We start from the raw sequence: 14,642 nt of genomic DNA, 5'->3' as shown, positions 1-14,642 counted from the left end.
ATGATACGTGCATTTACCCATGGCATCGCCGCCGCTGTCACGCTGTTGTCCGCGCCCGCTTTGATGGCGCAGGACTTCACCGTCAACCTGGTGAACGAGCCATCCACGCTGGACCCGCACCAACAGTGGAACCCCGACAGCTACTACGTCTATCGCAACATTTTTGACAACATCGTGACCCGGGATAACGCGGGCAAAATCATTCCGCAGATCGCGACCGACTGGAAACAGGTTTCAGACACCGAGATGGTGCTGACGATCCGCGACGATGTGGTCTTCCATGACGGCGAACCGTTGACGGCGGAGGATGTCGCCTTTTCGATCCAGCGCATCACCAACCCTGAATTCGGCTCCCCGCAACTGGGTCAGTTCAACCAGATCATCGGCGCCGAACCCACCGGCGAATATGAGGTGACGCTCACCACCAAAGGTGCCTACCCGGTGCTGCTGGCACAGCTTGTGAAGCTCTCCGTCGTGCCCAAACACGTGGTTGAAGCGGTCGGGAACGAGGCCTTCAACGCGGCTCCCGTGGGCTCCGGTCCCTTCACGTTTGAAGGCTGGAAGCGCGGCGTGGACGTGACACTGAGCCGGAACGAAAACTATTGGGGCGATACCGGCCCGTTCGAGACCGTCTCCTTTGTCGCCGTGCCCGATGCCTCCACCCGGGTGGCGAATCTGAGTGCGGGCACCGCGGACCTTATCGTGTCGATCGACAGCGATTTCGCGCGGCAGCTTGAGACCCAATCCGGCATTCAGGTCCTCACCGCCCCGACCGAGCGGGTGGCCTTCATGGGCATGAACACCATTCGGGCGCCGTTTGATGATCCCGAGGTCCGCAAGGCGGCCACCATGGCGATCGACCGCGAGGGCATCGTGCAGGGTATTTTGGCCGGGGGTGAAACGGTGGTTCACCAGATGGCGACGCCATCGCACTACGGCTACGTCGCGGACGCAGCGGCGATCCCCTACGACCCGGAGGAAGCCAAGCGCATCGTCGCGGAAACCGGCGCGGGCAACACGCCGATGCAATTCGCCACCTCGCCTGTCTACGATCAGCGCATCGTGCAAGCCATTCAGCAGATGCTCACCGAAGCGGGCTTTGACGTCGAGATCTCGATGACCGACATGAGCACCTACCTGCAAGCGGCCCGCGCGCCGGAGCAGTCCGAACGGCCCTATCTCAGCTTCGGCCGCTGGTCCTGCGCCTGTCAGGACGTTGACGGGGTCCAGTTTCCGCTCCTGCATTCCTCCTCCAGCTGGAGCCGGGTGAATGACGCGGACCTCGACAGCCTGCTGGAAAAAGGGCGCACCGCGCTGGATGACGAGACCCGCATGGAGGCCTACAGCAACGTCCAGCAGATCGTTCACGACAATGCCTATATCCTGCCGCTCTATCAGGCGGTGGCTCTTTACGGGGCATCGGAAAATCTGGAATGGACGCCGACGGCAAACGAGAGCCTGTTCCTGAACCGCATGAACTGGAGCGAATAGGCAGGCCATGTCAGTCTTCCTCCTTCAAAGACTGGGTCAGGCGCTGGTGGCGATCTTCGGCGTGATGACGCTGGTGTTCTTCATCCAGCGCCTGACCGGAGATCCCACCTACCTGCTGGTGCCTGAAACGGCGACACAGGCGGATATCGACGCCCTGCGCCGGTCGCTCGGCCTCGATCAGCCGCTGGTCGTCCAATATGTGAACTACCTCTGGGATATGCTGCGGCTCGACTTCGGGACATCCTATGTCCAAAATGTTGCCGTCACCGAAATCATCATGTCGCGGCTGCCCTATACGCTGCAACTGACCGGCGGGGCGCTCCTTGTGGCGTTTGTGATCGGCTTGCCGGTCGGCCTTGCCATGGCGATCTGGCGCAGGTATCGCGCCACGAACCTGCTGATGGGGGTCGTGCTGGGCGCCCAAAGCATGCCGACCTTCTGGAGCGGCATCCTGATGATCATGGTCTTCGGGGTCTGGCTGCGCTGGCTGCCGCCGTCGGGGTCGGGCAGTTTCAGCCATCTCATCATGCCGTCGATCGCGCTGGGGCTGCTGTCGATGGCAACCTACGCACGGATCGCCCGCAGTTCGATCCTCGACGAGATGTCGAAGGACTATATCCGCTCCGCCCGCGCACGCGGCGTCACCACCGGGCGGCTGGTCGGCAAACACCTGATCCGGAACTCGCTGATCCCCGTGATCTCGATCAGCGCCCTGGAAATCTCGCAGCTTCTCGCGGGGGCGGTGATCGTTGAAACCGTCTTCGCATGGCCCGGCCTGGGGCAGCTCACCGTGCAGTCGGTACAAGCCCGCGATTTCGTGGTGGTTCAGGGCATCGTCCTGCTGGGCGCCTTTGTCACCATCAGCGTCAACCTGGTGGCCGATATCCTGTATAGCGTGGTCGATCCGCGCATCCGCAAGGGGGGCCGGGCATGACCGCGCTGACCGCAACATGGCGGCGCCTGTTCCTGCCGCAAGCCAACGGCGGCGTTCCCGCAGGCGTCTTCGTGGCGATCCTCGCCGCCCTGGTCATTGTGGCGATTTTCGCGCCTTTGATCGCCCCCTACAATCCCGACACGCAAAACCTGATGGGTCGGCTCAAACCGCCCGGAACCGAGGCACGGGGCACCTACTATCTGCTCGGCTCGGACGAGCTTGGCCGCGATCTGCTCAGCCGTGTCATCTACGGCGCGCGGGTCTCGCTTTCGGTCGCGGTCCTGTCGGTGATCCTGTCGGGCGCAGTGGGGATCACGCTGGGCATGCTGGCGGGCTATCGCGGCAGCTGGGTCGAGGTGGTTGTGATGCGCCTCGTTGATATTTTCCTGTCGATCCCGGCGATCCTGCTGGCGATCATCATGGTGTCGGTCCTGGGCCCCGGTTTCACGAATGTGGTGCTTGTCCTCGCCCTGACCCGCTGGCCGCGCTATGCCCGCGTGGCCTATGGCCAGACGCTGGCGATATCAAACCAGCCCTATGTGCGGCTCGCAAGGGCGATGGGGGCGGGGCCCCTGCGGGTGCTGTTCCTGCACATCCTGCCAAACATCCTCGCCCCGCTTGCTGTGGTGGCCACATTGGAGTTCGGCCTGATGGTCCTGTTTGAGGCGGGCCTGTCCTTCCTTGGTCTCGGCGTCCAGCCCCCCACCGCGAGCTGGGGTGCGATGCTCAGCGTCGGGCGGAACTACGTCTCCACCGCCTGGTGGATCGCGACCTTCCCGGGGCTCTGCCTCTTCCTCCTCGTGCTGTCGGTCAACCTGATTGGTGACCGCCTCAGCGCCTACCTCAACCCTAAGTCACGGTAAGTCATGAATTTTGGAACCGAATTTGAAGGCAAACATGTCATCGTCACCGGCGCGCTCGGCGTGGTCGGGCGCTGGCTGGCAGATGGTTTTGGCAAGCTGGGCGCCAAGCTCTGCCTGACCGATACCGACCAAAGCGCGCTTGATGCCCTCGCCGCAGAACTGGGCGCAGAGGGGAGCTTCGGCTGCGCCTGCGACCTGCGCGATGCAAAGGCGATTGACGCCCTCGTCAGTGAGGTCGGCCAACGCTGGGGGGCGGCCGATGTGCTCATCAACAACGCAGGCGTCTACCCCTCGGGGTTCCTCCTCGACACCGATGCCGAGCAATGGGACCGCATCCTCGACATCAACCTGCGCGCCGTCCATCTGATGACCCGCGGGATCGCGACCCAGATGATCGGGGCCAACCGCAAGGGCAGCGTGATCAACATTTCCTCCGGAGCCGCACGCAAGATGCGTCTGACCGCGGCCCCCTATAGCCTGTCCAAAACCGCGCTCGACCGGCTGACCAAGGGCTACGGGCTGGAGCTGGCACGCTACGGCATCCGTGTGAACGCGCTGGAGCCCGGATTTGCCGCCGGCTCCACCGCCAGTCCCCTGCCCGAGGAACATGTCAAACGGGTCACCGCCTCCATGCCGCTGGGACGGGCCTCCACCGCCGACGATGTGGTCCCCGCCGCCCTCTACCTCGCGAGTGAGGCCGCCAGTTTCGTCACCGGCGCAACGCTGACCGTGGACGGCGGCAATTCTATCGGTTCGATGGACGTTTATCAGGACAAAAAGGCCCCGCTATGAGCACGCTCGACCTCCCCGCCCCCTATCCCTGGCCCGACGGCAAGGCATCGGCCTTTTGCTTCAGCATGGACGTGGATGCCCATTCGCCCTGGATGTGGAACAACCGCCATGATGTACCGCAGCTTCTCAGTCACCTTGAGCAGCGAAATTTCGGCCCGCGCGTCGGGATCCGCCGGATCGGCTCGATCCTGAAGGATCTCGGCGTCAAGGGCAGCTTCTTTGTTCCAGGGGCGGTGGCCGAGGCACACCCCTGGATGCTGCCTGCGCTGATGGACGCCGGTCACGAGGTCGGGCTGCACGGCTATTTCCACGAGCTGGTCACCGAGGTCTCTGACGCGGAGTTCACCCGCATGCTGGAAGCCTCCATCGAGATTTTCCGCAAGCAGACCGGCGAGACGCCAAAAGGCTTCCGCTCCCCGGCCTGGGAGATGACGCCGCATATGCTGGCAGAGGTGAAGCGCCTCGGTTTCTACGACAGCTCGCTGATGGGGTTCGACACCCCGCATACGGTCGACGGCGTGGTCGAGGTGCCGGTGAGCTGGGGCACCGATGACGCGATTTTCTTCAAGTTCCTCGGCGGCGGCGATCCCGCCCCGCGCGGCACGGACGAGATCCTCGGCATGTGGGTTGAGGAATTTGAGGCCAGCCGGCGCTTCGGGTCGCTCTTCATGCTGACCGTGCATGACTGGATCTCGGGGCGCGGTGCCCGCCCGGTGATGCTGGAACGCCTGCTGGAGAAGGTGCTCGCGGCAGGCGACGTCTGGGTCGCCACCGTGGCAGAGATCGCCGCCCATCACGCGGCGCACGGGATGGAGCATAACCAGATCAATCCCGAAATTCCCCAAACGCTGTTGGAGCACCCGGTATGGACCAAGTCGTGACCGACCGCGCCGAAGAGACCTGGACGGTCAGCAAAAAACAACTTGTGAGCCCGCACGGGCTGGTCGCCTCACAGCATTTCGAGGCCGCCGAGGCGGGTGCCAAGGTGCTCGAGAATGGCGGAAACGCGATGGATGCGGCCATCGTCACCGCCTTGGTGCTGTCGATTGTGGAGCCCTGGCTCAGCGGGGTTGGCGGCGGCGGTCTGCTGCTCTGGGCGCCCGCCGATGGGGGCCAGATCGATACGCTCGATTTCAACGTTCGGGCCAGCCGCAACATGGACCGCGCTCAATATCCGCTGGTCGGCGGCAGCGACGGTGACTGGTTCGACTGGCCCGCAGTCAAGGACGACCGGAACCTGATCGGGTATCCTTCGATCTGTGTGCCCGGGGCGGTCGCGGGCTTTGCCGCCGCGCTCGAAAAATATGGCACCTTGTCGTGGGAAGACGCCCTCGCCCCCGCGATCGAGATCGCCGGGCGCGGGATGCGGATTGACTGGTTCACCTCGCTCTGCCTCGCGGTGGACGCACAGGGGCTGGCCCGCTTCCCGGAGAGCGCCCGGCTTTTTCTCGACAATGGCAGACCCCGGCGGGTGGCGAACGGCAAACAGGTCGACTACCTGCCGATGCCCGCAAAGGCCGCCATGCTGCGTCGGCTCGCCCGCGCGGGCGCAAGAGATTTCTACGAAGGCGAAGTGGCGCGCGATCTGGTCGCCGACCTGCAGGACGGTGGCTCTTTCATTGACAGCGAGGACCTCGCCGGGTTTCAGCCCCGCTGGGCCAAGGCAACCTCCGGCAAATACCGCGATACCACGGTCTCCGTGGTGCCTGGCCTCTGCGGCGGTCCCAGCCTGCTGGAAACACTGGCCCGTATCGAGGCTCAATTGCCCGCTGCCGCCTCCGAGGCGCAAGCCGCAGCGGTCTATGCCGATGCCATCCGCACCACCTACGAGGAGCGGTTGAAAACAATGGGCCATGCGGGCGCACATGGCGATTGCACGAGCCATGTCTCGGTCGTTGATGCGCAGGGCAACATGGTCTCGCTCACCAATACGCTGCTGTCGCGCTTCGGGTCAAAAGTCACCCTGCCCCGCACCGGCCTGCTGATGAACAACGGCATGATGTGGTTCGACCCGCGCGAGGGGGTGCCCAACTGCATTGCGCCCGCCGCACGGCCGCTGGCCAACATGAGCCCCGCAATCGTCAGCCGCGACGGCCAGCCCACATTGGCGATTGGCGCAGCCGGAGGGCGACAGATTTTTCCCTGCATCGCGCAGATCATCAGCTATGTGCTCGACCGTGGCATGTCGTTGGAAGAGGCGTTCCACGCGCCCCGTATCGACGGCTCCAACCCGACCATTGTCGTCGATCAGGCCGCCGCAGCGGATGTCGCGGCGACGGTGAGCCGCTCCTATCCGGTCGAGATCCGCGCCAATTCCCTGCATCCGGTGCTCTTCGCCATTCCCTCCGCCGTGAGCCGCAAGGGCGGTCTCAATTCGGGCATGGCGCATCCGGTGAACCCCTGGACCGCCTGCGCGGCCGAAGGGGGGCGCAATGGCTGACATGCAAACGCTGGAGGTCCGCGACCTCGACATTGGCGTCGGGCCACATTCGGTGGTGGACGGGGTGGATTTTTCGATTGGCCGTGGCGAGATCGTCGCCCTTGTCGGGGAAAGCGGATCGGGCAAGAGCCTGACCGCGCTCGCGATCATGGGGCTGCTCTCCGGCTCGGTGCGCCAGACCGGCGGCACCGCCACGCTCGACGGGGACCTGCTGGATCTGGGAAACGACGCCGCAATGCAAAAGCTGCGCGGGACATCCCTGTCGATGATCTTCCAGGAGCCCGTGGCCTCGCTCAATCCGTTGCTGAGCGTCGGGGCGCAGGTGGCCGAGAGCCTGATCGTGCATGGTCGTGCCACCCGCCGCGACGCCTGGACCCGCGCGGTGGAGATGTTGCGCGACGTGGGTATTCCCGCGCCAGAACAGCGCGCCCGGCAACTGCCCTCAGAGCTGTCCGGCGGCATGTGCCAGCGGGTGATGATTGCCTCGGCGCTGATCGCCAAGCCGCGCCTGCTGATCGCGGATGAACCGACCACCGCGCTCGACGTGACGATTCAAGCGCAGATACTGGAGCTGATGCGGCGGCTCCGCGACGAGACGGAGACCTCGGTCCTGATCATTACCCATGACATGGGCGTTGTCGCCTCGATCGCGGATCGGGTCTGTGTGATGTATGGGGGCGGCATCGTGGAACAGGCCGAGGTGCATGACCTTTTCGCCGCGCCCCGGCATCCCTATACCAAGCTGCTGCTGGCGACTATTCCGCGTATGGACGGCCCGCGGAAGACAGAACTCTTCTCGATCAGCGGAACGGTCCCCGACCTCTCGGCATGGCCCGAGGGCTGCCGCTTTCGCACCCGCTGCCCGCTTGCCTCGGATCAATGCACCACCCGACCGCCGCTAGAGCCGGTCGCAGGTGGCGATGCTCACGCCTCCGCTTGCTGGCATTCCGACAAGGTGGAGCATCTGGCATGAACGAACCGCTTCTTTCCGTGAAGGGCCTCAAGGTCCATTTCCCTGTCGCCACTGGCACGCTCTTTGGCGAGAGGCCCGTCGTCCGCGCGGTGGACGGCGTTGATTTCACCCTCAACGCGGGCGAGACTCTCGGCATCGTGGGCGAGTCGGGTTGCGGCAAATCCACCACCGGCAATGCCATCCTTGGTCTCGCACCGGTGACCGAGGGGGAAATTCTCTTTGACGGGCGCAATGTCGCCGCAATGACGGGCCGCGAACGTCAGGCGCTTTGGCGCGACCTGCAGGTGGTGTTTCAGGATCCCGTGTCGGCGCTCAACCCCAAGCTGACCATCGGCCAGTCGATTGCCGAACCGCTGGCAATCCACGGTGTCGGCAACAGGGCAGACCGCCGCAAACGTGTGGACGAGTTGATGGCGCTTGTGGGGCTGCAGACAGGTCAGCACGACCGCTACCCCAACGAGTTGTCCGGCGGCCAGCGCCAGCGGGTCGTCATCGCCCGCGCGCTGGCCCTGGAGCCCCGCGTGGTGATCTGCGACGAGGCTGTCTCCGCCCTCGATGTGTCGATCCAGAGCCAGGTTCTGAACCTGCTGCTGCGGCTGCAACGGGATCTCGGTCTTTCCTACCTCTTCATCAGCCACGACCTGAGCGTGATCCGGCATATCGCCGACCGGATTGCGGTGCTGTACCTCGGCACCGTGGTTGAGGAGGCGCCGACCGACACGCTCTTTGCCCATCGGCTCCACCCCTATACCGAAGCATTGCTGAGCGCGGTGCCGATCCCCGATCCGCTGGCCGAACGCAACAAGACCTCACGGCCGCTACAGGGCGACGTGCCGAACCCGATGGACATGCCCAAGGGCTGTCCTTTCGTCACCCGCTGCCCCCTGCGTCAGGTCGGCTGCGAGACGATCCGCCCGATCGCAGTTGAGGTGAGCCCCGGTCATCGGCTGGCCTGCCACGTCAGGGAACGCGAGATCACAGGGACCTCTGCGCTCGACACAGCAAGATAGGTGGCAACCCCGCCCTGCAGAACAAAAGGCCGCGCCCGGAGCACCATCATCCCCCGGGTCCAGGCTTTCGCCCACAACACTTGGCGGGGAACACAACGGCATCGGCGGCATCGGCGGCATCGGCGCTACCGGTGTCGTCGGCATGTTCAAGGGCATCCAAACCTGAAAGCTTCGCCCCACCATATTCCGCCCGGCCGCACCCGCCCCTTGCAACAGATCACTGTGGGGAGTTTTGCGGAGTGTCATGTCGGGCGTTTCAACACCCGAGATTCAATGAAAGCCTATATCATTGGAATATAATCACTTTATGGGAAAGCGGGGCATTTGGTGCGGGCGGTGGGACTCGAACCCACACGGGCACAAGGCCCAACAGATTTTAAGTCTGGTATGTCTACCATTCCATCACGCCCGCATCCGGCGCAGTCTTCACCTTTGCGCTCCCGGCACATAGTGCGCCGGATACGACCATCGCGTCACGCCATCTTGATGCCAAGGCGAAATACACGGCTGAGCCAACAGCTTTCACCCAGCAGACCAATCGCAGCACAAGACCTGCATGACTCGACGTTGGCGCCAGATCTAGCGGCGCAGCGGTATGGGTTCAATCAGAAATTCATCATTATCTTCCGGGCGCTCGCCGCCTGCCCACCGACATCCGGCCAGGACATTCCAGGACATGCCTGGACACAGGACGCCACCCGATCACATCGGCCCAAGGCCGCCGTCGTCCTTGACGGTCTGCATCGACATATAGGTCGAGGTCGACGAGACATGCGGCAGCGAGGATATCTTCTCGCCCAGCACGGCTCGGAAGTCGGACATCGACCGGCAGCGCACCTTCAGCAGATAGTCGAAATGCGAGGCCAGCATATGCACCTCCTCGATCTCCGTCACCTGAACCACAGCCGCATTGAAGGCCGCCAGCGCCGCCTCGCGGGTGTCGGTCAATTTCACCTCCACAAAGGCCACATGGTCGAGACCGAGCCGGATGGGGTCGATCAGAGCGCGGTAGCCCTGGATGATCCCCTCCGTCTCCAGCCGCTTCAGCCGCGCCTGCGTCGGCGATTTCGACAGACCGATGACACGCGACAGATCCGACACCGACACCCGGCCATTATGGCTGAGCTCGCGCAGAATCGCCTGATCGAAACGGTCCAGACCGGGAAAGCGCGATTGCATCAGAAACACTCCGTAAATAAACGCATTTGATCCGCAGTATCGCCATCAACGGGAAAAATGACCAGAGCCGTCGCGATATACTGGGCAAAATCTCTGACGATGGGGTAGTTCCATGACACGTGACCTTCTGCTGCGCGACCGGATTGATGCCGGGACATATGTCGACCACTCCGCGATGCGCGACGCGCTGGTGGCGCAGGCCGCCCTCTCGGAGGAGGACCGCGCCGCCATCTGCGCGCGCGCCGCGCGACTGGTGAAGGACATCCGCGGCCATTCCGCGCCCGGCCTGATGGAGGTCTTTCTTGCCGAATATGGCCTCTCCACCGAAGAGGGCGTCGCCTTGATGTGCCTGGCCGAAGCCCTGTTGCGGGTGCCCGATGCCGACACCATCGATGCGCTGATCGAAGACAAGATCGCGCCGTCCGACTGGGGCCGGCACCTGGGGAAATCCACCTCTTCGCTGGTCAATGCCTCCACCTGGGCGCTGATGCTGACGGGCAAGGTTCTGGACGAGGACCGCAGTCCGATCGGGGCGTTGCGCGGCGCCGTCAAACGGCTGGGCGAGCCGGTCATCCGCACTGCGGTCGGGCGCGCGATGAAGGAAATGGGCCGCCAGTTCGTGCTGGGCGAAACCATCGAAGCCGCCATGAAGCGGGCCGCCAACATGGAGGCCAAGGGCTACACCTATTCCTACGACATGCTGGGCGAAGCGGCGCGCACCGAAGCCGATGCCGCGCGCTATCACCTCGCCTACTCGCGCGCGATTTCGGCCATTGCCAGCGCCTGTACCAGCGATGACATCCGCGAAAACCCCGGCATCTCGGTCAAGCTCTCGGCCCTGCATCCGCGCTATGAGATCGCCAAGACAGAGTCGGTCCGCCAGCAGCTGGTGCCCCGACTCAAGGCGCTGGCGCTCCTGGCCAAGGCCGCGCGTATGGGGCTCAACGTCGATGCGGAAGAGGCCGACCGGCTGTCGCTGTCGCTGGAGGTGATCGAGGAGGTGATCTCCGATCCGGCGCTGAAGGGATGGGACGGCTTTGGCGTGGTTGTGCAGGCCTTCGGGCCGCGCACCGGTCTGGCCATTGATGCGCTCTGCGTGATGGCCCGGACCCATGACCGCCGCTTCATGGTGCGTCTGGTCAAGGGCGCCTATTGGGACACCGAGATCAAACGCGCGCAGGTCGAAGGGGTGGATGGCTTCCCGGTCTATACCTCCAAGGCGCTGACCGATGTGTCCTATATCGCCAATGCCCGCAAGCTGCTGGCCCATACAGACCTGATCTATCCGCAGTTCGCGACCCATAACGCCCATACGGTCAGCGCAATTCTGCATATGGCGCAGGACGGACAGGCGTTTGAATTTCAGCGGCTGCATGGCATGGGGGAGACCCTCCACCAGATGGTGATGGCCGCCAACAAGACCCGCTGCCGCATCTATGCCCCCGTCGGTGCCCACCGCGATCTGCTGGCCTATCTGGTGCGGCGACTGCTGGAGAACGGCGCCAACTCCTCCTTTGTGAATCAGATCGTGGACGAGGACGTGCCGCCCGAGGTCGTGGCCGCCGATCCCTTCCTCGATATCGATGACCTGACGACCGATATTCCCACCGGCCCCGGCCTGTTCCTGCCGGAGCGCAGGAATTCCAAAGGCTTCGATCTGCACCATGCCCCGACGCTGGCCGCCATTGACACGGCCCGCGCGCCCTTCCGCGACCACCAGTGGCAGGCCGCACCGCTGCTCGCGGCAAAGGCCGCGCCCGACGCGGCTGTCGCGGTCCTCAACCCCAGCGACCTGAGCGAGATCGGCACCGTGGCACAGGCCAGCGCCGCTGATGTGGACCTTGCCGTTGCCTCGGCCACCCCGTGGGACGCCCCCGCCGCAACCCGTGCGGATGTGCTCAACAAAGCCGCCGACCTCTATGAGCACCACTATGGTGAACTCTTTGCGCTCTTGTCGCGCGAGGCCGGGAAGACACAGATGGACGCCGTTGCCGAGCTGCGCGAGGCGGTGGATTTCCTGCGCTACTATGCGGCCCGTATTCCCGACGCGGCACCGGCCGGGATCTTCACCTGTATCTCGCCGTGGAACTTCCCGCTGGCGATCTTTACCGGACAGGTCTCGGCCGCGCTGGCCACCGGCAACGCCGTGCTGGCCAAACCCGCCGAGCAGACGCCCCTGGTGGCCTTTCGCGCGGTGGAACTGCTGCATGAGGCAGGCGTCCCGCGCGGGGTTCTGCAATTCCTGCCCGGTCGCGGATCGACAATCGGTGCGGCCATCACTGGCGATGCCCGGATCGGTGGCGTGGCCTTTACCGGCTCCAGCGCCACTGCGATGCGGATCCGCGCCGCCATGGCCGATCACTGCGCCCCCGGCACGCCGCTGATCGCGGAAACCGGCGGTCTCAACGCGATGATCGTCGACTCCACGGCGCTGCCCGAACAGGCCGTACAAGCGATCATCGAAAGCGCCTTCCAATCCGCAGGCCAGCGCTGTTCGGCGCTGCGCTGTCTCTATCTGCAGGAAGATGTCGCCCGGGACGTGCTGACCATGCTGAAAGGCGCGATGGAGACGCTCGAGCTGGGCGACCCCTGGCATCTGGCAACCGACAGCGGCCCGGTGATCGACGAGACCGCCCGCGCGAAGATCCTCGCCCATATCGAGCGCGCCCGCAGCGAAGGCCGGGTGCTGAAGGAAATGCAGGCGCCGCAGGGCGGCACGTTTGTCGGCCCCACCCTGATCGAAATCGACGGGATCAGCGATCTGAAAGAGGAAATTTTCGGCCCCGTGCTGCATGTGGCCACGTTCAAATCCCGCCAGCTTGACGCGGTGATCGATGCCATCAACGCCACCGGCTACGGGCTGACCTTCGGCCTGCACACCCGGATCGATGACCGGGTGCAGCATGTCTGCGACCGGGTGCAGGCGGGCAACCTATACGTGAACCGCAACCAGATCGGGGCCATCGTCGGCAGCCAGCCCTTTGGCGGCGAAGGCCTGTCCGGCACCGGTCCAAAGGCCGGCGGTCCCCACTATCTGGCGCGGTTCTGCGCCCCGGATCGCCAGAGCAGCAACGACAGCTGGGCCGCACCCATGAGCGATCTGCCCGCTCCCAGCGGCACGCCGGCCGCGCCGGTCACCACCTCCCTGCCCGGCCCGACCGGCGAATCCAACCGGCTGACCACCTCGGCCCGCGCGCCCTTGCTGTGCATGGGGCCGGGTCCCACCGCCGCGGCAGAACAGGCCCGTGCGGTGATCGCCCTCGGCGGCACCGTGATCGAGGCAAGCGGCGCCATGGACCTGCATCGCCTGCAGCACATCGACGGGATTTCCGGCGTGATCTGGTGGGGCGACGAGGCCACCGGCCGCCAGATCGAACAGGCGCTGGCACAGCGTGACGGCCCCATCCTGCCCTTGGTGCCGGGGCTGCCGGACAAGGCCCGCGTGATGGCGGAACGTCACGTCTGCGTGGATACCACCGCCGCAGGCGGCAACGCGGCGCTCCTGGGTGGAAACGCCTGAGCCCTCCGCCACACCGCCTGCGCGCCTGCTTGCAAAACGGCGTGTAACCCCTTGACGCTGGGCCAGGAACGGCCCAGCTTCTGCGCATGTTTCCATTGCGCGACCATAACCCCTCCGGCAGTACACCCTATGTGGTCTACCTGCTGATGGCGGCCAATATCTTCGGCTACCTTTGGTATACGACCAGCTTTACCACCGATCAGGGGCTGGCGGCCTTTTACGGCGCTTTCGCGGCTGTGCCGAGAGAGATCATGTCCGGCGATGCGCCGCTGACCCTGCTGACATCCATGTTCATCCATGGCGGTTTCATGCATCTGGCCGGCAACATGCTGTTTCTGTGGATCTTCGGTGACAACATGGAAGACGAGATGGGCCACCTGCCCTTCCTTGGCTTCTATCTGATCTGCGGCGTCGGCGCGACCTTGGCGCATGTGGTCTCGGCGCCCGGATCAAACGTCCCCCTGATCGGAGCCTCCGGCGCAATTGCAGGCGTCATGGGCGGCTATCTGCTGATGTTTCCCAAGGCGCGCGTTGACATCCTGATCATCCTGATCGTGTTTTTCCGCGTCATCCCGGTGCCTGCCTTCATCATGCTGGGCCTGTGGCTGGGGATGCAGTTTCTCGGCGGAATCGGAGCCGACCCGGCGCTGGGGGGTGTCGCCTATTGGGCGCATGCGGGCGGTTTCTTCATCGGTCTGGCGCTGACGGTGCCCTTGTGGATATCGCGCGGCGGGCCAAGCTACTGGACTCGTACACAAGGCTATCCGCCGCACCCGCAAACCAGATATAGTGCAACCCGGGTGCCGCGCGTGGCCCGCCCCATACGCCCGTCCCGGCCCCGCCATCCTGGCCCCTGGAGTAGATGATCCGGCGCAGGTGATCCGGGCAGGTGATCCGGCCTCTCCGAACTGCCCTCTCCGAAGTGGGCCATACGAACTGGGCAAACCGGACTGGGCCATAGCGACCCGAAGCCACCAGAGAGGAGAGTTCAATGCCGACCGATCCCGTTGCGACCCCCGTCATCTGCCGCGCCAGCTGCCATTGCGGCGCCGTCGAGATTGAGGCCGAGCTTCCCGAGGGGCTCCGCTCTGCCAGCCGCTGCGATTGTTCCTTTTGCGTGCGCCGTGGGGCGGCGGCGGTCACCGCTTTGACCGCCAGTCTGCGGGTGACGCGGGGCGCGGAGAACCTGACGCTCTACACCTGGGGCACCCACAGCGCGAAGCATTATTTCTGCAAGACCTGCGGGATCTACCTCTACCACCAGCGCCGGTCAGACCCACGGGAATGCGGCGTCAACCTCGCCTGTCTGCCCGGTGGCAATCCCCGCACCTACGCGAAAACACAGGCTGAAGCACAGGCTGAAACCGATGGCGGGATCCCCTGGACCGACGGGGTCAATCACATCTCTGACCGCCCCTAGGGCCGCGGCCCGACACCGCG

At 64.6% G+C, this 14,642-nt stretch carries 12 protein-coding genes and 1 tRNA gene; 11 read left to right on the top strand and 2 right to left on the bottom strand.

Going from position 1 to position 14,642, the window contains the following annotated elements; translation table 11 throughout:
• The 8 genes from FGE21_RS01975 to FGE21_RS01940 are packed head-to-tail and all read left to right on the top strand — an operon-like array spanning position 1 to position 8,503.
• Positions 1 to 1,491 (top strand): ABC transporter substrate-binding protein, encoded by a 1,491-nt coding sequence (locus FGE21_RS01975; protein ID WP_139661220.1) that lies wholly within the window; start codon positions 1 to 3, stop codon positions 1,489 to 1,491.
• Between the two features lie 7 nt (positions 1,492 to 1,498).
• A complete protein-coding gene (locus FGE21_RS01970; RefSeq protein WP_139661218.1) occupies positions 1,499 to 2,425 on the top strand; it encodes an ABC transporter permease in 927 nt (308 codons plus the stop codon).
• Positions 2,422 to 3,288 (top strand): ABC transporter permease, encoded by an 867-nt coding sequence (locus FGE21_RS01965; RefSeq protein WP_139661217.1) that lies wholly within the window; start codon positions 2,422 to 2,424, stop codon positions 3,286 to 3,288. Before FGE21_RS01970 ends, FGE21_RS01965 begins: the two co-directional genes overlap by 4 nt.
• 3 nt (positions 3,289 to 3,291) lie before the next feature.
• Positions 3,292 to 4,080: an SDR family NAD(P)-dependent oxidoreductase gene (locus tag FGE21_RS01960; protein ID WP_139661215.1), complete on the top strand. Its 789-nt coding sequence runs from the start codon at positions 3,292 to 3,294 to the stop codon at positions 4,078 to 4,080.
• Positions 4,077 to 4,961: a polysaccharide deacetylase family protein gene (locus FGE21_RS01955; RefSeq protein WP_218062765.1), complete on the top strand. Its 885-nt coding sequence runs from the start codon at positions 4,077 to 4,079 to the stop codon at positions 4,959 to 4,961. Before FGE21_RS01960 ends, FGE21_RS01955 begins: the two co-directional genes overlap by 4 nt.
• Positions 4,946 to 6,520: a gamma-glutamyltransferase gene (locus tag FGE21_RS01950; RefSeq protein ID WP_139661213.1), complete on the top strand. Its 1,575-nt coding sequence runs from the start codon at positions 4,946 to 4,948 to the stop codon at positions 6,518 to 6,520. Before FGE21_RS01955 ends, FGE21_RS01950 begins: the two co-directional genes overlap by 16 nt.
• Entirely contained in the window at positions 6,513 to 7,493 is a 981-nt protein-coding gene (locus tag FGE21_RS01945; RefSeq protein WP_218062764.1) for an ABC transporter ATP-binding protein, read from the top strand. Before FGE21_RS01950 ends, FGE21_RS01945 begins: the two co-directional genes overlap by 8 nt.
• Positions 7,490 to 8,503 carry an ABC transporter ATP-binding protein gene (locus FGE21_RS01940; protein ID WP_139661211.1) on the top strand — a complete coding sequence of 338 codons (1,014 nt, stop codon included), beginning with the start codon at positions 7,490 to 7,492 and terminating at the stop codon, positions 8,501 to 8,503. Before FGE21_RS01945 ends, FGE21_RS01940 begins: the two co-directional genes overlap by 4 nt.
• A 325-nt stretch (positions 8,504 to 8,828) precedes the next feature.
• Here FGE21_RS01940 and FGE21_RS01935 read toward each other — a convergent pair.
• Positions 8,829 to 8,915, bottom strand: a tRNA-Leu gene (locus FGE21_RS01935).
• 290 nt (positions 8,916 to 9,205) lie between these two features.
• Positions 9,206 to 9,682: an Lrp/AsnC family transcriptional regulator gene (locus FGE21_RS01930; RefSeq protein ID WP_139661210.1), complete on the bottom strand. Its 477-nt coding sequence runs from the start codon at positions 9,680 to 9,682 to the stop codon at positions 9,206 to 9,208.
• Between the two features lie 112 nt (positions 9,683 to 9,794).
• Between FGE21_RS01930 and putA the strand changes: the two genes are divergently transcribed.
• From putA to FGE21_RS01915, 3 genes are all read left to right on the top strand, one after another.
• Positions 9,795 to 13,202 carry a bifunctional proline dehydrogenase/L-glutamate gamma-semialdehyde dehydrogenase PutA gene (gene putA, locus FGE21_RS01925; protein ID WP_139661208.1) on the top strand — a complete coding sequence of 1,136 codons (3,408 nt, stop codon included), beginning with the start codon at positions 9,795 to 9,797 and terminating at the stop codon, positions 13,200 to 13,202.
• 86 nt (positions 13,203 to 13,288) lie between these two features.
• Positions 13,289 to 14,068: a rhomboid family intramembrane serine protease gene (locus tag FGE21_RS01920; protein WP_139661206.1), complete on the top strand. Its 780-nt coding sequence runs from the start codon at positions 13,289 to 13,291 to the stop codon at positions 14,066 to 14,068.
• 125 nt (positions 14,069 to 14,193) lie between these two features.
• Positions 14,194 to 14,622 carry a GFA family protein gene (locus FGE21_RS01915; RefSeq protein WP_139661205.1) on the top strand — a complete coding sequence of 143 codons (429 nt, stop codon included), beginning with the start codon at positions 14,194 to 14,196 and terminating at the stop codon, positions 14,620 to 14,622.
• Positions 14,623 to 14,642 lie beyond the last annotated feature (20 nt).

Origin of the sequence: Phaeobacter sp. B1627 (assembly GCF_006265095.1) — a bacterium.
Lineage (GTDB): Bacteria > Pseudomonadota > Alphaproteobacteria > Rhodobacterales > Rhodobacteraceae > Epibacterium.
Note: the sequence above shows the minus strand (reverse complement) of the source record. Positions and strands in the feature narration are given on the sequence as shown.